We start from the raw sequence: 18,305 nt of genomic DNA on the forward strand, positions 1-18,305 counted from the left end.
GGACCGGAGGGAGTCAGGGGACCGGGACGCCCGTGCGGAGGAAGTACAGGCCGATGAGGTGTCCGCCTTCGTTGAAGGTGACGCGGAAGTCCCCGGCCCCGTGCTCCATCTGGAGGGGCACGGTCACCACGGACCCGTGGACGGACGTGACCTGCCGGGGGTCCCCGTGCGACCGGTAGGGCCCGAACTGCTCCTGGTAGTCCTTCCAGGACTGCGCGAGCGCCTCGGGAGTCGCCTGGTGCCGGAGCGTTTCGTCGAAGCGGGCGGACACGGCGGCGAAGTCGCCCCGCACCACCTCGTCGAGGGTGTCGAGTGCGAGCCGCTCGTCATCGGCCTGCCCCGGAAGGGCCGCCGGGACGGCAGGGGCCGAGACCTCCACGGGCACACCGGACCGGGCCGCAGCGGGCAGGGAGCCGTTCGTCAGCAGCACGGCGCCGGAGGCCAGTAGGACCGCCGGCACGAGGCGAACGAGGCGAACGAGGAGGCCGGGCCGCCGCTTCGCGCCGCGCGTGGTGTGGTTGTCCGACAGTGGGACCATGGCTTCCTCCTTCGGAACGCCACCCTTCATGCTAGGGCGCCCCCACAGCGGTCGCACGTCGGCTGCCGGAGGCGCCGCGGGTGCTCAGACACCCGGTTCGGGCGGCTCCACGAAGGCCCGGGTCAGGTGGGCGGTGGCCAGCAGGGCGCGGCGGCGGACGGCCAGGGACAGCAGCTCCTCCCGCGAGGCGCGGGCGGCGGCCCGGTCGCGTTCGTGGGAGTACGGGACCGCCGGATCGGCCAGCTGCACGGCGTGGACCAGTACGTCCCCGGTGACCAGCACGTCCCGGCCCCCGCCGCCGGGCCCGGCCGCGCCCTCCACCAGCACCGACTGGTGGCCGGGCGTGTGCCCGGGTGTCGGCAGCAGGGTGATGCCGGGAGCGAGCCGGTGCTCCCCGGTGACCTCCTGGAGCTGTCCGGTGGCCCGCAGCGGGGCAACCGTCCAGTCCCACACGGGATCCGCCCGGTCCAGGGCCGCCACTTCCGCGCTCTGTACGAGGTACCGCGCATCGGGGAAGAACGGCCGGCCGGCCTCGTCCTGGGTCCAGCCGGTGTGGTCCTCGTGCAAGTGGGTCAGGACCACCGACTCCACGTCGCCCGGCGCGATCCCGGCCTCCGCGAGCGCGGCGGGCAGCCGGCCCGGGACCGGGGCCCAGCCGGCCGCCGGGCCCTGCGACGGGCCGACACCCGCGTCGACCAGCACCCAGCGGCCGCCCGGCCGGGACACGGCGAAGCACCGGAAGTCCAGCCGCCAGGAACCGTCCGGCCCGGCCGCGCCCGGGTCCAGCTGCGCGGCCCGCTCCCAGGCGGCGGCGCCCGCCCCGGGGAACGCGGTGACCGCGGGCTCGAAGAACGACCCGGTGGCATCGAGCAGGGCCACCACCTGCCCTTGTGTCCCCATTCGCCTATTGTGCGACTCATGAACGAGCAACTGCAGGGGCCTGCCCCGTTGGAGCCCATGCCGACCGACTGGCAGCGTGCGCTGGCCGTTGTGGCGCACCCGGACGACCTGGAGTACGGCTGCGCCGCGGCCATCGCGGACTGGACGGACGGCGGCCGCGAGGTCGTCTACCTGCTCGCCACGCGCGGCGAGGCCGGCATCGACACCATCGACCCCGCCGCGTGCGCCCCGCTGCGCGAGGCGGAGCAGCGCGCGAGCGCGGCCGTCGTGGGGGTGCCCACCGTGGAGTTCCTCGACCACCGCGACGGGGTCCTCGAGTACGGTCCGGAGCTGCGCCGGGACATCGCGGCCGCCATCCGGCGCCACCGCCCCGAGCTGGTGATCACGATGAACCACCGCGACACGTGGGGCGGGGCCGAGGGCGGCGGCTACTGGAACACCCCCGACCACAAGGCGGTCGGCCGGGCCACCCTGGACGCGGCGGGCGACGCGGGCAACCGCTGGATCTTCCCCGAACTCCTCACGGAACAGGGCCTGGAGCCGTGGAACGGGGTGCGCTGGGTGGCGGTGTCCGGCACCACGACGCCCACGCACGCGGCCGACGCCGGTCCCGGGATGGAGAGTTCGGTGAAGTCCCTGATGGAACACAAGGCGTACATCGCGGCACTGACGGACGAGGACCCGGAAACGTACGTACGCTCCTTCCTGACGGGCAATGCCCAGCAGGCGGCCGCCCGGTTCGGGGGCCGCCCGGCGGTGCCGTTCGAGGTCTTCCCGCGCTAGGCGGACACGCTTAGGGTGTCCGCGTGATCGACACCCTGAGCACGGAAATCGCGGAGGGTGAGGAACGGATCCGTCTGCACGTCGCGGACGGGATAGCCGAACTCACCCTCTGCAGGCCGGAGAAGCTCAACGGCTGGAGCTGGGAGTCCACGCGCCAGCTCGGCCTGCTGGCCGACCGGATCCGCTTCGACCCCGCCGTACGGGTGGTCCTGCTGCGGGCCGAGGGCCGGGCGTTCTGCGCGGGCATCGACGTGACGGCCCCGGGCGGCGCGATCACGGGCGCCTCGGGGGCAGAACGCAACCGCAACTACTACGAGGGCATCCGCTGGGTCCACGAACGCTTCGCGGTCCTGGCCCGGCTGCCGCAGCCCGTGGTGGCCGCGGTGCAGGGGTACTGCCTGGGCTTCGGCTTCGAGCTGGCCCTGATGGCCGACATCCGGGTGGCGGCGCAGGATGCCGTCTTCGCCCTGCCCGAGGCCCAGTTGGGCGTCGCGGTGGACGCCGGCGGGGACCTGCGCATCGCCCGCGAGGCGGGCGCCGGCTGGGCCAAGTTCCTGGCGCTGACCGGCCGCCGCATCGACGCCCGGACGGCGGAGCGCCTGAACCTCGTCCAACAGGTCGTGCCTCCCCAGGAGTTGGAGAAGACGGCCCGAGCGCTCGTGGCGGAGATCGCGGCCAACGCCCCGCTTGCCGTCCAGGGCATCAAGCGCGCGATCGACTCCTACGCGGACGCCGCCCTGCCCGCGGCCCTCGACCGGGTGGCGATGACGGCGGCCCTCACGCTCACCTCCGAGGACTCCCGCGAGGGCTACACCGCCAAGGCGCAGCGCAGGCCCCCGCACTTCACCGGAGGCTGAGCACGGGCCGTACGGAGAACGCCTCCCACGCGTCCTCGCCCTCCGGGCCGTACACGAACTCCGCCATCGCCGGGTTGCGGTTCGCCGTGGCCAGCGTCAGCCACGCCCACAGGTCCCCGTACCCGCCGCACACGGACTCGCCGCCGTCCCCGCCGTGCACGGCGCCCGTGTCGCCGCCGATCTCGGCGGCGTAGGAGTCGTACGCGATGCGCAGACCGAAGGCGTTGGGCTCGCACCGCGGCCCGCCCGCGTCGCTGCCGTAGGACGGTTCGCCGATCGGGCAGGTGTCGCCCCACCGGAAGAGGGTGCGCGCCCCGGCCCCGCAGGCGTGCTCCCACTCGTCGGCGCCGGGCATCCGCAGCCCGAGCCCCGCGAGCACGGCGGGCATGTCGGCGGGGGGCTCGGTGAGCGGCTCGTTCGCCACGGCCATGAACGCCGTCGCCAGGGTGACGGTCCGCGGCGGGCTCAGCAACTCGGCGAGGTGCGCCTTGAGATCGGGGCCGTACCCGAACTCCTCGGCCAGGCTCTGCTCGAAGTCGGCGGTCTGCTCGGGCGTCGGCTCCCAGGCATCGAGGTCGAAGCCGAGGCGGACCGTTCCCCCGGGTATCAGGGCGAACTCCCGCCCGTCCCGCTCGACGAACACGCGGTGCAGCGGGCCGCCGAGGTGCTCGACGGCATCGATCAGGCTCACCCGGCCGTCCACCGACTCGGCGGCTTCCCGGGCGAACCGGTGGACGTCCGGCAGGGCGAACGAGCGCCACCGGTCAAGGGTCAGATCAGCGTGGGACATGCGGTCCATGATGCCCCGGACCACTGACAGCCCAAGGCGAGGACGCGTGCTCAAGCGCCCGTCGTGGAGCCGGGGCGGATGATCATCAGCACGGTGACCGTTGCCCACAGCAGGTTGAAGACGCCGGTGAGCGCGGCGAGGCGGGCGGCCGACCGGATGCCGGGGCCGGGGCCGGAGCCGGGGGCATGCGCGGAGCCGGGGGCCTGCGCTGCGTCGAGGGCCCGCGCTGCGTCGAGGGCGCTGTCCTGGGCGGGCAGGATCAGCAGCGCCAGGGCGGCGGCCGCCGCGGTGGTCAGGACGATCGAGGTGATCAGCCATCCGCTGCCGAGGACGCCGAGGCTGCTCGCCGTGGCGAACCCGAAGACGGGAACCGCGACGCCGACGCCGGCGTACACGCGGCAGATGCGGTGCAACGTCCGCAGGGTCGCGAGCGCCTCGCGGTCACCGGGCTCGCTGTGGGCGTGCCGCATCGCCTTGGGGAACATGCTCGCGGCGACGGCGACCGGGCCAATGGCCAGCACCGCGGCCAGAACGTGCAGGGACAGGAGGAGTTTCGCCATGGTCAGTGCTCCGTCGCCGCGCGGACGGGGCGGCGCTGTCCGGTGACCTTCGCGGCCGGAAGGCGCCCGGCCCTGGACGTGCCGGTGAGGGTGTCGCCGTCGACCGTCACGGCGAAGGCCAGGTTCAGGCGCACGGGCTTGGTGACCGACTGCTTCCAGGTGAGCCGGTCGCCGTCGAGGGCGATGTCGCCGAGCGGGACCTCCTCTCCTGCCCCGTGGGCGGACCCGGTCAGGACACCGGCCTCCCGCAGGAGTTCGACCACGGCTTTGATCCTGCCGATGGGGGTGGAGATGGACAGATCCCAAGTGCCTTCTACGGACATGCTGCTGTTCTTCCTTACGAATGCGATGCGGTGCGGTGGTGAGGTGAGGTGGGGTGTGGGGGCGGGCGGTGTGGTCAGAGGGAGGCGGGCACCGGGCCCGCGTTCCGCCAGACGGTGCCGCGTCGTTCGTAGGCGAAGAGCTCTTCGACGGCGTGGGCGATCCGGGGGCCCACCTCGCGCTCCAGCAGGTACAGGCCCAGGTCGAGCCCGGAGGTGACGCCGGCGCCGGTGACGAGGTCGCCGTCCTCGACGACGCGGGCGCTCACCGCGTGGGCACCGGTGGCATCGAGCATGTCCAGGCCCATGTGGTGGGTGGTGGCATGGCGGCCCTCCAGCAGGCCGGCCATGGCCAGGACGAGCGAGCCGCCGCACACCGCGCCGACCGTGACCTCGGGGTCGTCCATCGCCGCCTTCAACAGGGCGGGCAGCTCGGTCGTCAGGGCGCGGCCCAGCAGCACCGGGATGAACTCGTCCTGCTGCCATTCCCCGGCCCCGGCCCCGGCCCCTGCCCCGGCGTCGCAGTCGGGGACCTCGCCGGGCCCTCCCACGCGACCCGAGGCGCCCGGGACCAGGATCAGGCCCCCACGCCGGGGGTCGAGGGCGCCGGTGGCGCGCAGCGCCAGGCCCCCGGTGCCGCTGACCACCTCGCGCGGACCTTCGGCGGAGACCAGTTCCACACTGACCGCGCCGCCGGAGGCGGCACCGCCGGCGTACAGCACCTCGTAGGGGGCGATGACATCGAGCGGGTCGAAGCCGTCGAACAGAATGATCTGGGCATGCACGGAGCGGGTTCCTTCCGGTGCGGAGGCGTCCGGCCGACACCGGATTCGCTCCCGACGCTAGTCGGCTGCCAACCCACCTCCCAGTGGCATTGACGACACCTTCCAACGGGATATCGCCACGCGTATCGACGTGGCTCTGACCTGGCAAGAACCGGAGGATTAGCGCTGCCGAGACCAGTACGCTCCATCCGCGGAGGGGTATCTTCTGGCCATGCACACCATTGCCGTCCTCGCGCTGGACCGGGTGATCCCCTTCGATCTCGCCACCCCGATCGAGATCTTCACCCGCACCCGCCTTCCGGACGGGCGCCCCGGCTACCAGGTCCGTGTCTGCGCCGAGGGGCCGGAGGTCGATGCCGGTACCTTCACCCTGCGCGCACCCTGGGGGCTGGAAGGGCTCGAGGCCGCGGACACGATCATCGTTCCCGGCATCGCCGACCCCACGGCCCCGCTCGCCCCCGCCGTCCGCGACGCGCTGCGCTCGGCCGCGGCGAACGGCACGCGCATCGCCTCCATCTGCTCGGGCACCTTCCCCCTGGCCGCCACCGGTCTCCTCGACGGCCTGCGCGCCACCACCCACTGGATCGCGGCCGACCTACTGGCCGCCACCCATCCGGACATCGAGGTCGACCCGGACGTCCTGTACGTGGACAACGGCCAGATCCTCACCTCGGCCGGCGCCGCCGCGGGCCTGGACCTGTGCCTGCACATGATCCGCCGCGACTACGGCTCGGCCGTCGCCGCCGACGCCGCCCGCCTGGCCGTCATGCCCCTGGAACGCGAGGGCGGACAGGCGCAGTTCATCGTCCACGACTACGCGCCCACCCCGCAGGGGTCGACCCTCGAACCGCTGCTGGTCTGGCTCCAGGGCAACCTGGGCTCCGAGCTCACCCTCGCCGAGATCGCCGCGCACGCCGGAACCAGCACCCGGACCCTGATGCGCCGCTTCCGGGACCAGACCGGCACCACCCCGCTCCAGTGGCTCCACCGCGCCCGCATCCGCCAGGCCCAGCACCTGCTGGAGACCACCCGCCACTCCGTCGAACGCATCGGCGCCCAGGTCGGCTTTGGCTCGCCCACCGCCTTCCGCGACCGGTTCAAGAAGACCACCGGCGTCAGCCCGCACGCCTACCGCCGCAGCTTCAGCTGACGCGGTCCGTCACGCGCAGCCCCGTCGGCCGACCAGCCCCGTTACTCCTCCAGGTGCAGCAGGGCGAGGGCGCGGGCCGATACCGTCGGGAGCGGATCGCGGCCGTCCTCGGCGGCCCAGTGTTCGAGGGCGACGGTGACCGCGTCGATGAGTACGGCCGCCAACAGGCGGGTCTCCAGGGCTGCTTCGGGTCGGCCCGTACGGGCGGCGAGGACCGGGACCAGGCGGTCCTGCATCGCGCGGGCGGCCGCCAGCCAGCGCAGCCGGATCTCCGGGACGCGGCTCATCACCTGGATGAGGCGGACCGTCTGCCCGGGTTCCTCGTAGCGCGCGCCCGCCGTCGCGATGGTGAAAGCGGCCTGCGCGGCCTCGGTGAGGGGCTCCGTCGCGGGGCGCAGGGCGAGCTCCTCGACCAGGGTGGCGACCCCGGCGGTGAGGACCGGGGTCAGCGCGTCCTCCTTGGCCGGGCAGTACCGGTAGAAGGTGCGCAGTGAGATGCCGGCCTCCCGCGCGATGTCGTCGACCGTCGTCGCCTCGTACCCCCGCTCCGAGAACAGTGCGGCCGCGGCCTCCGCGATCTCGTACCGCGTGGTCTCCCTGCGCCGCTCCGTCAAGGACGGGCGGCCCGTACTCGCCGTGCTCACCGCAACACCTCCAGGGGTAGATGGGGCCAATGTGCCACACGATCGCACTGTGGCATGTCGTGCCATGAAGGCGTACCGCGCCAGTTATGACTCGTACCCACCTCGTCACGGGCGCCGCCTCCGGCATCGGCCGGGCCACCGCCGACCGGCTGCGCGCCCGGGGCCACACCGTCATCGGCGCCGACCTCAAGGACGGTGCCTGGTGAGCGCCGAGCGGGCCGGGGACTGCGGACCCGCCGTGACCGCCCGCGAACTCGTCCGGACCGCCGTCGTCCCGGCCGCCCCGGACGCCGTCTGGGAGCTCGTCGGCCGTTTCGGCACGCTCGACGCGTGGCACCCGTACGTGCCGAAGGCCGTCATCGAGGGCGGGAGCGGCCCCGAACAGCCGGGAGCCGTACGGGACTTCAGCATCGAGGGGACGGTCGTCGCCCGCGAGGAGCTGCTCGCCCGGGACCCCGCCGCGCGCGCGTACTCGTACGTCGTGGTGGAGAGCCTGCTACGGGTGTGGCCTGGCCGCGCTGCGCGGGCGCTTCACGGAGTGAACGGCCCCCGTCCCAACTGCTCGCGCACCGGCACCACTTCGGGGTTGACGAGGGAGCGGCGCTGCCAGTTCGCCCCGTCCACCACCAGGGTGTGGCCGGTGATGAAGCGGGCGTAGGGGGAGGCGAGGAAGGTCGCGGCCCAGCCCAGTTCGCGCGGTGCGCCGACCCGCAGGGCGGGCTGTCTGGTGTCCTTGTCGTCCGGGGCGGCCCGCTCCAGACCGCCCCGGATGTCCTCGGTCATGTCCGGGTGCGGGAACAGTCCGGGGACCAGACCGTTGATCTGGATGCCGTACGGGCCCCACTCGACGGCGAGGGTCTCGACGAGGTTCTTCACCCCCGCCTTGGCGGCGGCGCTGTGCGCGTAGCCCGGCCCGCCGGTCCAGGCGTACGAGGCGCCGATGTTCACGATGGACCCGGCGCTGCCCGCGGCGAGGTGGCGGCGGCCGAACTCCCGGGTCACGAACCAGGTGCCGGTCAGGGTGATGTCGACGACCGCCCGCCAGGCGTTGGGGGACAAGTCCTCGGCCGGGCAAGGAAAGTTGGCGGCGGCGTTGTTGACGAGCACGTCCGGGACGCCGCCGAGGGCCGCCCCGGCCGCGTCGAAGACCTCCGCGACCCGCTCGGGGTCGCGGATGTCGCAGACGGCGGCCGTCACCCGGCCCGCTCCGGGCACGGCCGCCAGCTCTTCCTGAGCCGACTTCAGCTGCTCGATCCGGCGGCCGGCGATCACCAGATCCGCGCCGAGCCGTGCGAACTCGGTGGCGATGGCCTTGCCCAGCCCGGTCCCGCCGCCGGTCACGAGCACCGCCCGGCCGGTGAACGTGCCGGGCGGCAGGGCGGCGGAACCGAGCGGCGGGGGCGCGGGCAGACCGCGCAGAGCGTTTTCCATGGCGCCATCGATAGCGTGCGCACGCTCAGATCGCCATGGTCACAACACCGGCTCCGGCTGGAGCTCGTGGCCGGGCCCTACGGCTGTGCCCTACTGCTGGGCCCTACGGCCGGGCCCTACGGCTGTGCCCTACTGCTGGGGCAGGTACGCCTGCTTGCTCGCGCAGGTCCAGATGACCGGCCTGAGCTTGCCGTTCGCGTTCACGGCCGATCCGCCGACCCGGTCGCCGTCGGAGACGGCCTCCGCCGTGCTGGCGCCGTTCGCCGAGAGGCGGGGGAGCGCGAGCACCGGACCGGCGCCGGGCCACAACTGCGCCTGGTCGGGCAGGGTCTGCGATTCCGGGTGGAACTTGGCCGTGCCGACGCTCACCCCGGTCGTCGGGCTGATCGCCTCGAAGGTGCCGTACGGGTGCGTGTTCAGCACCCCGGGGGAGGAGGCGGGGCCGGTGTGCGGCGGGGTCCAGACGAAGGGCTTGTACTCGTACCACGGGCCGAGCCAGTTGTAGCCGACGACCCGGCCGCTCTCGTCCATGTCCTGCACGTAGCTGTCCTCGAACCCACCGCCGCCGCTCGGCGCCAGGGCCCGGGCCGGCGAGCCGTCCGCGGGCCAGATCAGCGGATAGTTCCACCACTTGTGCTGGCCCGTCTCGGGCACCTCGTAGTCCTGCTCCGCCAGACCCAGGACGTCGCCCGCGGTGTTGACGGCGGTGACCATTTTGATGCGCGTCCCGGGACCGCTGTCGGCGGGCAGCGGGAGCTCGCGCACCTTCAGGCCGTCCTTCCAGACCGTGCCGATCCCCTGCGGGGTCGTGGAGACGACGTATCCGGCGTCGTTGACATCGGCCTCGATGTCCGGCCAGCCGCTCCCCGGCAGCGGGGTGACCGCCGCGTCCCCGGCCCGGTAGGTGAAGAGGTAACCGGTCTCGCCGGTCACCCGGCCGAGCATCAGGCCGTTCTTGTTGACGGCGATCAGCTCGCCCGTGCGGGTGGAGTCGGCCAGCGGGACCCGGTGGAGCCTGGTGCCGGTCCAGTACACCGGTTTGTTGCCGGAGAAGCCGACGGAGAGGTTGCCCGCGCCCAGGCCCAGGACCCCCTGGGTCGCGCTCTCCGGGAAGTAGGCATCGGGCGCCAGATGTCCCAGTACCTGTATCTTCGGCGTGCACTTCGCCTCGGCGGCCGTGGCCGGGCCCGCCGCGGTGACCAGACCCGCCAGGACGGCGGCGGCAGCGGTCGCGGACATGCTTCTTCTCATGTGGTGGTTCCCCCTGGACTTGTGCTGTTCCCCGTTAAGTCATGACACGTGCACGCCACATGCTGCCCGAATGTGTGAGGGAAGTGGCCTGATTTGCGGGAGTGGTTGAGGAGGTTCCGGGTCCGCCGGGTTCCCGGCGGGTCCGCGTCGGGCTCTCACGGGATTCCCGCCGGGTCCCCGCCGGGATTCCCGTCCGGATTCCACCCGGTCCCAGCGGTTCACAGAGACGCAAGCGACCGCTTAGTATGCCCGCGAGGCGTGGTTCCCGTCGGCGGCTGGAGGCCCCGGATGCAGGCATGGCGAGTACACACCCCCGGCGAGCCCCGCGAGGCCATGCGCCTCGAAGAGGTGCCCGAACCGGTGCCCGGCGAGGGCGAGGTGAGGCTCAAGGTGCTCGCCGCCAACGTCAACTTCCCCGACGCGCTGCTCGTGCGCGGCCAGTACCAGATCCGCCCACCGCTCCCCTTCACCCCGGGCGTCGAGATCTGCGGCGAGACCGACGACGGCCGCCGCGTCATCGCCAACCCGAGCCTGCCGCACGGCGGTTTCGCCGAGTACGTCACCGCCCCCGCGCGCGCCCTGCTCCCCGCCCCGGACACCCTCGACGACGCCGAGGCTGCGGCCCTGCACATCGGCTACCAGACGGGCTGGTTCGGCCTGCACCGCAGGGCCCGGCTCCAGGCCGGCGAGACCCTCCTCGTGCACGCCGCCGCCGGCGGGGTCGGCAGCGCGGCCGTCCAGCTCGGGAAGGCCGCCGGAGCCACCGTCATCGGGGTCGTCGGCGGCAAGGCCAAGGTGCGTGCCGCCGAGGAGCTCGGCTGCGATCTCGTCATCGACCGCACCAGCGAGGAACTGGTGGCCCGCGTAAAGGAGTTCACCGGCGGACGCGGGGCCGACGTGGTCTACGATCCGGTCGGCGGCGAGGCCTACACCGCCTCGGCCAAGTGCGTGGCCTTCGAGGGCCGGATCATCGTGGTCGGCTTCGCGAGCGGCACCATCCCGGCGCCCGCGCTGAACCACGCCCTCGTCAAGAACTACGCCATCCTCGGCCTCCACTGGGGCCTGTACGCCGCCAAGGACCCGGCCGCGATCGCCGCCTGCCACGCCGAGCTCACCCGGCTCGCCGCCGACGGCTCCATCAAACCGCTGGTCAGCGAACGGGTACCGCTCGCCGGAGCCGCGGACGCCGTGCAGCGCCTCGCCGACGGGACCACCACCGGCCGGCTGGTCGTCGTACCGGCCCTGGACACCGTCCTGCTCGGCTCTCCCGCAGGAGGTTCCCGATGACGGCCGCCGCGCTCACCGCCGACCAAGTGCTCGCCCGCGTACGGGAACTGCTCGCCGCGCACCCGCCCGCCACCACCGCGCGCGGAGCGTTCCTGCGGGCCCGCTTCGACGCCGGACTCGCCTGGGTGCACTACCCCGAGGGCCTGGGCGGACTCGGCGCCCACCGTTCCCTGCAGGCCGTCGTGGACGCCGAGTTGGAGGTCGCCGGAGCGCCCGACAACGACCCGCGCCGGATCGGCATCGGTCTCGGCATGGCCGCGCCCACGATCCTCGCGTACGGCACCGAGGAGCAGAAGCGGCGCTTCCTGCGCCCGCTGTGGATCGGTGAGGAAGTGTGGTGCCAGCTCTTCAGCGAGCCAGGCGCCGGCTCCGACCTGGCCGCCCTCGGCACCCGCGCGGTGCGGGACGGCGAGGACTGGGTGGTGGACGGCCAGAAGGTGTGGACCTCCAGCGCGCACACCGCCCGCTGGGCCATCCTGATCGCCCGCACCGACCCGGCGCTGCCCAAGCACCAGGGCATCACCTACTTCCTGTGCGATATGACCGCCCCGGGCGTCGAGGTGCGTCCGCTGCGCCAGATCACCGGCGAGGCCGAGTTCAACGAGGTCTTCCTCACCGGCGTCCGGATCCCCGACGCCCACCGCCTCGGCGAGGTGGGCCAGGGCTGGGCGGTGGCCCGCACCACCCTGATGAACGAACGCGTCTCCATCGGCGGCATGCGGATCCCGCGCGAGGGCGGCATGATCGCCCCGGTCGCCGCCGCCTGGCGCGAACGCCCGGAGCTGCGCACGCACGACCTGCACGGGCGACTGCTCGAACTGTGGGTCGAGGCCGAGGTCGCCCGGCTGACGGGCGAGCGGCTGCGCCAGCAGCTCGCCCAGGGCCAGCCCGGCCCCGAGGGCTCGGGCATGAAGCTGACCTTCGCCCGCCTCAACCAGGAGATCAGCGGTCTGGAGGTGGAACTCCTCGGTGAGGAGGGTCTGTTGTACGAGGACTGGACCCTTCGCCGCCCCGAGATCGTCGACTTCACCGGCCGCGACGCCGGCTACCGCTACCTCCGCGCCAAGGGCAACAGCATCGAGGGCGGCACCAGCGAAATCCTCCTCAACATCGTCGCCGAACGCGTCCTCGGCCTGCCCGCCGAGCCGCGCGACGACAAGGACCTCGCGTGGAAGGACCTGGCCCGATGAGCTCTCCCGCCGCAGCCCCGCTGGACCTGCTGTACTCCGAGACCGAGGAGGAACTCCGCACGGCGGTACGGTCCCTGCTCGCCGCCCGCTGCGGCCCCGCGGCCGTCCTCGCCCGGATCGAGGGCGGCAGCCCCCACGACCCCGAGCTGTGGCGGGTGCTCGCCGCCGACATCGGCACGGCGGGCCTCCTCGTACCGGAGAAGCTGGGCGGACAGGGGGCCGGCCACCGGGAGGCGGCCGTGGTCCTGGAGGAACTCGGGCGGGCCGCGGCGCCGGTCCCGTACCTCACCAGCGCGGTCCTCTCGACGGAGATCCTGCTCGGCTGCGAGAGCACCGAGTCCGCCGACCTCCTGCGGGAACTCGCCGCGGGCCGCCGCATCTGCGTGCCCGCACTGCCCCTGACCCTCGCCCCCGGCGCACCGCTGCCGGCGCCGGTCCGCGACTCGGGCGCGGGGTCGCTGAGCGGGAGCGTGACCTCGGTCGCCGACGCCGTCTGCGCCGACGTGCTGCTGGTCCTCGCCGACACCGGGCTGTACGCCGTCCCGGCCGACGCGGCGGGCGTCTCGCGGACCCCGCTCGTGGCGCTGGACCTGACCCGCCCCCTGGCCCGCGTCACCCTCGACGGGGCCACCGGAACCCGCCTCGCCGACCCGGCCACCGCCCGCGCGGCCATCGCCGGAGCCCTGCTCTCGGGGGCCGGACTGCTCGCCTCGGAACAGCTGGGGACCGCCGAGTGGTGCCTGACGGAGACGGTGGCGTACCTGCGCACCCGCCACCAGTTCAACCGCCCCCTCGGCTCCTTCCAGGCGATCAAGCACCGCCTCGCCCGGCTGTGGCTCGACGTGGCCTCCGCCCGCGCGGCGGCCCGCGCCGCGGCCGACGCCCTCGCGACCGGCGCCGCCGACGCACCGCTCACGGTGGCGGTGGCCCAGGCCTACTGCTCGGGCGTGGCGGTCCGGGCCGCCGAGGAGTGCGTGCAGCTCCACGGAGGCATCGGCATGACCTGGGAACACCCCGCGCACCTCCACCTGAAGCGGGCCAAGGCCGACTCCCTGGCCCTGGGCACGGCCGGCCACCACCGGGGCCTGGTCGCGGACTTCGCGGAGCTCCCGGCGCCGACGCCCTAGGGCGAGCGGGCCGCTACCCCAGGAACGCGTCGACGGCCGCCGCGAACCGTTCGGCATCGTCGACCCAGGGGTAATGGCCCGCTCCGGGCTGCACCGAGAGGGTGGCGCCGGGGAACAGTCCCGCGAGCTCGGCCGTCGACCGGGGCGGGCTGTTCAGGTCGAACTCCCCGGTGAGCAGCAGCACGGGCGCCTCGAAGGCGCCGAGCGCGGCCCGGGTGGTCTCCGGGGTGAAGGCGCCCTCGGCGCCGAAGTGGGCGACCGCATCCCCGTTGAGCGGCCGGCCGGCCGCGTGGTGCTCCCGTGCCGCGCTGTCCCACCGGCCGCAGAAGAAGGGGGTGAGGGCGTCCCAGTCGCTGCCCGTGCCCGCGGAGACGGCCTCCAGGGCGGCGAACGCCGCCGGGAACCAGGGCTCGTCCTTGCGGAGCCGCGCGAGTTCGAGCCGCGTGTCGCCGCTGATCTCGATCCCGACGGCCCGGGTGCCGGGGCCGATCAGGGCGAGCTTGCCGATGTTGCCGGGGTACCGGGCCGCGTACCCCATCGCGACGTTCGCCCCGGCGGAGTGGCCGAGCAGGTCGGTCCGGTCGAGCCCGAGGTGTTCGCGCAGGGCCTCGACGTCCTCGACGAGCCGGTCGCAGCGGTAGGAGGCGGTGTCCTGCGGAACCGCCGACCCGCCGGTGCCGGGCAGGTCGAGGAGGATCAGCCGGCGGTGGCGGGACAGGCCGCCGAGGTCGCCGAGGTACCGGGAGTCCGCGGGGCCTCCGGGGATGCAGAGCACCGGTTCGCCGTCTCCGGCCGTGCGGTAGGCGAGCCGGGTTCCGTCGGGTGCGCAGAAGGTGGGCATGGGTGCAGCCTGCCATTCATAACCAGGTTGTACAACCTGGTTATGAAGCCGTGTCGCCGTGGCGCGGTTCCGGTGTATAACCGAGCTATGACAGGTGAAGAGGGTGCGGGCCGGATCCCCGAGTCGCTGACGGAGGAGCAGGCCGGGCGGATGCTCGCGGAGATGAACGAGGTCATCCGCGCGGGCGAGGAGATGCGCAAGCTGCGCACCGAGATGATCAAGGTCTTCGCAGGCTTCGGCTGGACCCAGGACACGATCGCCCAGCTCACCGCCATGAGTCAGCCCGCCGTGTCCAAGCAGGTGGCGAAGTACAAGGCCGAGGACCCGCTCCCGCCGATCGGACTCTCCCTCGACCAGAGCGACGCGCCGTGGCTCGAAGGGCGCCTGTGGGGCCTGGCCGAGGAGATCGCCGAGGCGTACCCGGACACCGCACGCTGTGCCCGCCACGTCGATGCCGTCGCCCGGGGGAAGAAGCGCTTCACGCCCCGGGACGTGGACGAGCTGCGGCGCCTCGTGGAGGAGGACCTGAGGCTGCACCGCGAGGAACTGCCCGCCGGCTACCGGGAGGCGTACGACGCGATCAGCCGGGGCCTCGACCTCCCCTCGGGGGCCACGACGGACGCCCCGGCCTCCGTGCGCCGCACCCTCGCACACCGGATCCAGCGCGACCGGCTCGGCGACGAGGCCTGACGGCCGGCTCACGGGGTTGGTCCCGGCTCGGGGCCCGGGCGGCACCCGCACCGCCGCCTTGGACGCACCGCCGTCCTGGCCGAACGGCCGATGCGGGCGCCCGGGCGGATCCGGCAACCTCTACGGGTCCCCCCACACCACCCCTCGAAGGAGGCGCCATGCTGCACGCCCTCTACCTCCTCGGCATCGCCGCCTTCGCCGCCTCCGGCGTCCTCGCCGCGCACCGCGCCAACATGGACCCCTTCGGCGGGCTCGTCCTCGCCTTCGCGGCCGGCATCTCCGGCGGGACCCTGCGCGACCTGATCCTCGACCGGCACCCGCTCTACTGGACGCACGACTGGCTGCTGCTCGTCCTCATCGGGTCCGTCGCCGTCGCCACCATGCTCTACCTGCGCCGCTGGGAGCTCCCGCAGCGCGCGCTCATGGTCGTCGACGCCGTCGGCCTCGCCGTCGTCACCGTGATCGGCGCCCGCGCCGCGATCGACGCGCACGTCACCCCCGTCGCCGTGCTCATCCTGGCCGTCCTGACGGGCGTCACCGGCGAGGTGGTCCGCGACGTGCTCTGCGGGGAGTTCCCGCCGCTGCTCCTGCGCGAAGAGGTCTACGCGACCGCCGCCCTCGCCGGGGCGCTGTCCTACCTCGGCCTGCACTGGGCCGACGTCCCGGACACCACCAACATCGTGGTGTCGGCCGGCCTGGTCTTCGCCCTGCGCATGACCGCGATCTTCCGCGATCTGCACCTGCCCCGGCTCCAGCGCACCGCGGCCTGACGCCGCCGCAAGCAACGCCGCTCGAAGGAGTGGCGAAATGCCGGAAACGGGCTCTTTCCGTCATTGTTCTCGGGAAGGGCGGTCACAACCGCCGGGAACCGCTCCCCGAGGAGTCCCACCGTGTCCGGACCGGAGGCGTTCCCTCACCTGCGCGTCGTTCCCGGGTGGATGCGCAAGCACACCCCGCTGCTGGGCCGGCTCCTGGCGCAGCTCGCAACGGTCAGGGTGCTGGACTGTGCGACCAGGCTGGCCGCCCAGGCCTTCCTCGGTGCGGTGCCGGCCGTCTTCGTCATCGCGGCACTCGCACCCGACTGGCTCCAGCAACAGCTGGTCACGTCCATCCGTACGACACTGGGGCTCACGGACGCCGCACTGGACCAGGTGCAGTCGGTCTACTCCGCCGCCGACGGCACGGCCGTCGCGAGCACCGGCGGGGTGGGAATCGTGGTGACCCTGCTGTCGGCGACCGCGTGCAGCCGGGCCCTCCAGAAGACGTGCGAGCGCTCCTGGCACCTGCCCAAGGCCAAGGCCCGGGTCGCCGCCTGGCGGTGGCTGGCCTGGCTCGTCGTCTGGCTCGTCGCCCTGCTGTTCCAGGGGTTGGTGCAGACGGCGTTCGGCACCGGCCGGATCACCGGTTTCGCCCTCGCCGCGGTCAGCGGAACACTGCTGTGGTGGTGGACGCAGCACCTGCTGCTCGGTTCCCGGATCCCGTGGCTGCCGCTGCTGCCCGGTGCGCTGCTGGCCGGGGTCGGGGAGCAGGTCCTGACCGTGGCGTCGAGGGTCTACATGCCCCATGCCGTGGATCGCAGCCTGCAGCAGTTCGGCAGCCTCGGCTCGGTCTTCGTCCTGCTGTCCTGGCTCATCGCGTTCTTCATCGTGGTCACCCTCGCCATCGCCGTCGGGTACGTGGTGGCCCACGAACCGCTCCCGGCGGCCTGGCTCCGCACGCCCGAGGACCCTCCGACGCCGTGACGTCGCGAGGCTACCCCGGTCCGGCCCGGTCGGAGCCGCTGGCGCGACCGGCGCAGCGGCCGCCGGCGGCGAGCAGGGAGAGGATGGCGAGCACGGCCAGCAGGACGAGGACCAGTAGCAGGACGGTGAGCACCGTCGGGTGGTTCCACAGCGCGAACACGAGCGCGAGTACGAGGAGTACGCCGACGGTGAGCGGGCGCCGACGGTCCTGTACCCACGTACCGACCCGCCCGGCGTGTACTCCGTGGGCGGCGCCCCACACGGCGGCGGAGTCGGCCGCCCGTTCGGCGCGGCCGCGCACGCCGCGTGGCAGGCGGCCGGCGCCGGAGAGGTAGGCGCCGAGCGCCACGACGATCCCGAGGACGATCGCGGTGCGGAGGCAGGCGCGCAGGAACCGTACGAGCGTGTCGAAGACCGCCGAGGCCGCGGCCGGGGACTGGACCTGTTCCGGGAGGTGGTCGAGGTAGTACCGGCGGGCGACGGCCAGAGCGATGGCGACGATCAGACAGGCGCCGGCCGCGCACAGCATGGTGGTCACCAGGGCGCGTCGACGGCGCCGGGCGAGGAGCACTCCGGCGGCACCGAGGACGACCGTGAGCACGGGCATCCAGTTGCCGACGACGTCGAGCAGGTGGACCGCACCCCGGATCTTCTCCAGCTTGTCCGACTGGAGGAGCACCATCTGCTTGTCGACGTCGGGGATCTTCTCGGCCGGGGACAGGCCGGCCTCCACGAGGTCCTGTTTGACGCTCTCCACGGCGGCGCCGACGTCGAGGGTGACGGTGCCTCCCTCGACTCCCACCGCCCCGCGGCCCTCACCGGTCAGCGCGTGCACCACCGCGGTGTGGGCGGCGCGGTTGGCGGTGGTCCAGACGGTCTCGAACCGGTCGCTCTCGACGAACCGGGTCGCCACCTTGGAGACGGCCGCGTCCGCGGCCGAGTCCAGCTGCGGCCCCAGCGCCTTGACCGCCGTTCCCACGCGGGGCGGCAAGCCCTGGGCCTCCAGCCACTTCGCCAGGTCCGATGTGACCTGGGCACCGTCGACCCGGACATCGGCCGCTTCCGTGATGCGGTGGACGGCCGCCGCCTCGATCGCCGGGTTCGAGGCGAGCGGGGAGACCGTGGACACGTAGCGGCCGGTGTCCAGCACGATGTCGTGCACCCAGACGGCGACCAGGGAGACCGGCACGAGGATGCACGTGAGCGTGATCAGCACCGCCGAAACGGTGCTCGTCACGATCCTCCGGACACGCGAGGCGCCCGTCCGGCCCGGTGCGGGCACTACGTCGGGGAGATCGGACGGCACACTCATGGCACTCCCGGGGACGGTGCACGAGAAGACGTGCGTGTGTCCCATGGGACACACAAGGCCGCCTGAGCAGCGCGTTCGGTTGGGCTCACCGGGTGATCCGCACCGCC

21 protein-coding genes and 1 pseudogene are annotated in these 18,305 nt (G+C 73.3%); 11 read left to right on the forward strand and 11 right to left on the reverse strand.

What is annotated here, in order from left to right; all coding sequences use genetic code 11:
* Positions 1–13 precede the first annotated feature (13 nt).
* Together ACFWBW_RS09250 and ACFWBW_RS09255 are read right to left on the reverse strand one after the other, a co-directional pair.
* Complete coding sequence (locus ACFWBW_RS09250; protein WP_385369912.1) at positions 14–538, reverse strand: DUF3887 domain-containing protein; 525 nt, start codon at positions 536–538, stop codon at positions 14–16.
* A gap of 84 nt (positions 539–622) precedes the next feature.
* Positions 623–1,438, reverse strand: a complete 816-nt coding sequence (locus ACFWBW_RS09255) for an MBL fold metallo-hydrolase (protein ID WP_385369914.1) — start codon at positions 1,436–1,438, stop codon at positions 623–625.
* A gap of 18 nt (positions 1,439–1,456) precedes the next feature.
* Here ACFWBW_RS09255 and ACFWBW_RS09260 point away from each other — a divergent pair, with 18 nt between their 5' ends.
* Complete coding sequence (locus ACFWBW_RS09260; protein WP_385369915.1) at positions 1,457–2,221, forward strand: PIG-L deacetylase family protein; 765 nt, start codon at positions 1,457–1,459, stop codon at positions 2,219–2,221.
* A 23-nt stretch (positions 2,222–2,244) separates the two neighbouring features.
* Entirely contained in the window at positions 2,245–3,078 is an 834-nt protein-coding gene (locus ACFWBW_RS09265) for an enoyl-CoA hydratase/isomerase family protein (protein ID WP_385369917.1), read from the forward strand.
* Here the strand turns inward: ACFWBW_RS09265 and ACFWBW_RS09270 are convergent.
* The 4 genes from ACFWBW_RS09270 to ACFWBW_RS09285 all read right to left on the reverse strand — a co-directional run bounded on the left by ACFWBW_RS09270 (position 3,065) and on the right by ACFWBW_RS09285 (position 5,533).
* The gene (locus tag ACFWBW_RS09270) at positions 3,065–3,868 is read right to left on the reverse strand and encodes a hypothetical protein (protein WP_385369919.1); all 804 of its coding nucleotides are present in this window, start codon (positions 3,866–3,868) and stop codon (positions 3,065–3,067) included. The genes ACFWBW_RS09265 and ACFWBW_RS09270 overlap by 14 nt on opposite strands.
* A gap of 50 nt (positions 3,869–3,918) precedes the next feature.
* Positions 3,919–4,428 (reverse strand): DUF2269 family protein, encoded by a 510-nt coding sequence (locus ACFWBW_RS09275; protein WP_385369921.1) that lies wholly within the window; start codon positions 4,426–4,428, stop codon positions 3,919–3,921.
* Between the two features lie 2 nt (positions 4,429–4,430).
* Positions 4,431–4,751: a hypothetical protein gene (locus ACFWBW_RS09280; RefSeq protein WP_385369923.1), complete on the reverse strand. Its 321-nt coding sequence runs from the start codon at positions 4,749–4,751 to the stop codon at positions 4,431–4,433.
* Between the two features lie 74 nt (positions 4,752–4,825).
* Positions 4,826–5,533: a DJ-1/PfpI family protein gene (locus ACFWBW_RS09285; protein ID WP_385369925.1), complete on the reverse strand. Its 708-nt coding sequence runs from the start codon at positions 5,531–5,533 to the stop codon at positions 4,826–4,828.
* A 211-nt stretch (positions 5,534–5,744) separates the two neighbouring features.
* Here ACFWBW_RS09285 and ACFWBW_RS09290 point away from each other — a divergent pair, with 211 nt between their 5' ends.
* A complete protein-coding gene (locus ACFWBW_RS09290; protein ID WP_385369927.1) occupies positions 5,745–6,683 on the forward strand; it encodes a GlxA family transcriptional regulator in 939 nt (312 codons plus the stop codon).
* 41 nt (positions 6,684–6,724) lie between these two features.
* Here the strand turns inward: ACFWBW_RS09290 and ACFWBW_RS09295 are convergent, their stop codons facing one another.
* On the reverse strand, positions 6,725–7,327 hold the full coding sequence (locus ACFWBW_RS09295) for a TetR/AcrR family transcriptional regulator (RefSeq protein WP_385369929.1): 603 nt from the start codon (positions 7,325–7,327) through the stop codon (positions 6,725–6,727).
* 86 nt (positions 7,328–7,413) lie between these two features.
* Between ACFWBW_RS09295 and ACFWBW_RS09300 the strand changes: the two genes are divergently transcribed.
* Positions 7,414–7,533 (forward strand): SDR family NAD(P)-dependent oxidoreductase, encoded by a 120-nt coding sequence (locus ACFWBW_RS09300; protein ID WP_385369931.1) that lies wholly within the window; start codon positions 7,414–7,416, stop codon positions 7,531–7,533.
* 32 nt (positions 7,534–7,565) lie between these two features.
* Positions 7,566–7,802 (forward strand): annotated as a pseudogene (locus ACFWBW_RS09305) (SRPBCC family protein); the annotation flags it as partial.
* Between the two features lie 56 nt (positions 7,803–7,858).
* Here the strand turns inward: ACFWBW_RS09305 and ACFWBW_RS09310 are convergent.
* Together ACFWBW_RS09310 and ACFWBW_RS09315 are read right to left on the reverse strand one after the other, a co-directional pair.
* The gene (locus ACFWBW_RS09310; protein WP_385369933.1) at positions 7,859–8,758 is read right to left on the reverse strand and encodes an SDR family oxidoreductase; all 900 of its coding nucleotides are present in this window, start codon (positions 8,756–8,758) and stop codon (positions 7,859–7,861) included.
* 129 nt (positions 8,759–8,887) lie between these two features.
* A complete protein-coding gene (locus tag ACFWBW_RS09315) occupies positions 8,888–9,997 on the reverse strand; it encodes a hypothetical protein (RefSeq protein ID WP_385369935.1) in 1,110 nt (369 codons plus the stop codon).
* A 300-nt stretch (positions 9,998–10,297) separates the two neighbouring features.
* Here ACFWBW_RS09315 and ACFWBW_RS09320 point away from each other — a divergent pair, with 300 nt between their 5' ends.
* Genes ACFWBW_RS09320 through ACFWBW_RS09330 form a run of 3 tightly spaced genes read left to right on the forward strand, consistent with a single transcriptional unit; the run spans position 10,298 to position 13,613 of the window.
* A complete protein-coding gene (locus ACFWBW_RS09320) occupies positions 10,298–11,296 on the forward strand; it encodes an NADPH:quinone oxidoreductase family protein (RefSeq protein ID WP_385369937.1) in 999 nt (332 codons plus the stop codon).
* A complete protein-coding gene (locus ACFWBW_RS09325) occupies positions 11,293–12,486 on the forward strand; it encodes an acyl-CoA dehydrogenase family protein (RefSeq protein ID WP_385369938.1) in 1,194 nt (397 codons plus the stop codon). The genes ACFWBW_RS09320 and ACFWBW_RS09325 overlap by 4 nt, the downstream gene beginning before the upstream one ends.
* Positions 12,483–13,613, forward strand: a complete 1,131-nt coding sequence (locus tag ACFWBW_RS09330) for an acyl-CoA dehydrogenase family protein (protein WP_385369940.1) — start codon at positions 12,483–12,485, stop codon at positions 13,611–13,613. The genes ACFWBW_RS09325 and ACFWBW_RS09330 overlap by 4 nt, the downstream gene beginning before the upstream one ends.
* A 13-nt stretch (positions 13,614–13,626) precedes the next feature.
* Here the strand turns inward: ACFWBW_RS09330 and ACFWBW_RS09335 are convergent, their stop codons facing one another.
* Positions 13,627–14,454: an alpha/beta fold hydrolase gene (locus ACFWBW_RS09335; protein WP_385369942.1), complete on the reverse strand. Its 828-nt coding sequence runs from the start codon at positions 14,452–14,454 to the stop codon at positions 13,627–13,629.
* A gap of 87 nt (positions 14,455–14,541) precedes the next feature.
* Between ACFWBW_RS09335 and ACFWBW_RS09340 the strand changes: the two genes are divergently transcribed.
* The 3 genes from ACFWBW_RS09340 to ACFWBW_RS09350 all read left to right on the forward strand — a co-directional run bounded on the left by ACFWBW_RS09340 (position 14,542) and on the right by ACFWBW_RS09350 (position 16,886).
* Entirely contained in the window at positions 14,542–15,144 is a 603-nt protein-coding gene (locus ACFWBW_RS09340) for a sigma-70 family RNA polymerase sigma factor (protein WP_385369944.1), read from the forward strand.
* A gap of 158 nt (positions 15,145–15,302) precedes the next feature.
* Entirely contained in the window at positions 15,303–15,914 is a 612-nt protein-coding gene (locus tag ACFWBW_RS09345; protein ID WP_385369946.1) for a trimeric intracellular cation channel family protein, read from the forward strand.
* Positions 15,915–16,034: 120 nt separating this feature from the next.
* Positions 16,035–16,886 carry a YhjD/YihY/BrkB family envelope integrity protein gene (locus tag ACFWBW_RS09350; RefSeq protein WP_385369948.1) on the forward strand — a complete coding sequence of 284 codons (852 nt, stop codon included), beginning with the start codon at positions 16,035–16,037 and terminating at the stop codon, positions 16,884–16,886.
* Positions 16,887–16,896: 10 nt separating this feature from the next.
* Here ACFWBW_RS09350 and ACFWBW_RS09355 read toward each other — a convergent pair whose 3' ends face one another.
* Complete coding sequence (locus ACFWBW_RS09355; RefSeq protein WP_385369950.1) at positions 16,897–18,123, reverse strand: hypothetical protein; 1,227 nt, start codon at positions 18,121–18,123, stop codon at positions 16,897–16,899.
* Positions 18,124–18,305: the final 182 nt, after the last annotated feature.

It is taken from the genome of Streptomyces sp. NPDC059957 (genome assembly GCF_042730015.1).
Taxonomy (GTDB): domain Bacteria; phylum Actinomycetota; class Actinomycetes; order Streptomycetales; family Streptomycetaceae; genus Streptomyces.

Bases quoted from the DNA above. Each gene is read 5' to 3' on its own strand.
- ACFWBW_RS09335 (WP_385369942.1), bottom strand. From the start codon at position 14,454: ATGCCCACCTTCTGCGCACCCGACGGAACCCGGCTCGCCTACCGCACG.
- ACFWBW_RS09250 (WP_385369912.1), bottom strand. From the start codon at position 538: ATGGTCCCACTGTCGGACAACCACACCACGCGCGGCGCGAAGCGGCGG.
- ACFWBW_RS09260 (WP_385369915.1), top strand. From the start codon at position 1,457: ATGAACGAGCAACTGCAGGGGCCTGCCCCGTTGGAGCCCATGCCGACC.
- ACFWBW_RS09280 (WP_385369923.1), bottom strand. From the start codon at position 4,751: ATGTCCGTAGAAGGCACTTGGGATCTGTCCATCTCCACCCCCATCGGC.
- ACFWBW_RS09345 (WP_385369946.1), top strand. From the start codon at position 15,303: ATGCTGCACGCCCTCTACCTCCTCGGCATCGCCGCCTTCGCCGCCTCC.
- ACFWBW_RS09275 (WP_385369921.1), bottom strand. From the start codon at position 4,428: ATGGCGAAACTCCTCCTGTCCCTGCACGTTCTGGCCGCGGTGCTGGCC.
- ACFWBW_RS09310 (WP_385369933.1), bottom strand. From the start codon at position 8,758: ATGGAAAACGCTCTGCGCGGTCTGCCCGCGCCCCCGCCGCTCGGTTCC.
- ACFWBW_RS09320 (WP_385369937.1), top strand. From the start codon at position 10,298: ATGCAGGCATGGCGAGTACACACCCCCGGCGAGCCCCGCGAGGCCATG.
- ACFWBW_RS09315 (WP_385369935.1), bottom strand. From the start codon at position 9,997: ATGTCCGCGACCGCTGCCGCCGCCGTCCTGGCGGGTCTGGTCACCGCG.
- ACFWBW_RS09300 (WP_385369931.1), top strand. From the start codon at position 7,414: ATGACTCGTACCCACCTCGTCACGGGCGCCGCCTCCGGCATCGGCCGG.
- ACFWBW_RS09325 (WP_385369938.1), top strand. From the start codon at position 11,293: ATGACGGCCGCCGCGCTCACCGCCGACCAAGTGCTCGCCCGCGTACGG.
- ACFWBW_RS09330 (WP_385369940.1), top strand. From the start codon at position 12,483: ATGAGCTCTCCCGCCGCAGCCCCGCTGGACCTGCTGTACTCCGAGACC.
- ACFWBW_RS09255 (WP_385369914.1), bottom strand. From the start codon at position 1,438: ATGGGGACACAAGGGCAGGTGGTGGCCCTGCTCGATGCCACCGGGTCG.
- ACFWBW_RS09340 (WP_385369944.1), top strand. From the start codon at position 14,542: ATGACAGGTGAAGAGGGTGCGGGCCGGATCCCCGAGTCGCTGACGGAG.
- ACFWBW_RS09290 (WP_385369927.1), top strand. From the start codon at position 5,745: ATGCACACCATTGCCGTCCTCGCGCTGGACCGGGTGATCCCCTTCGAT.
- ACFWBW_RS09270 (WP_385369919.1), bottom strand. From the start codon at position 3,868: ATGTCCCACGCTGATCTGACCCTTGACCGGTGGCGCTCGTTCGCCCTG.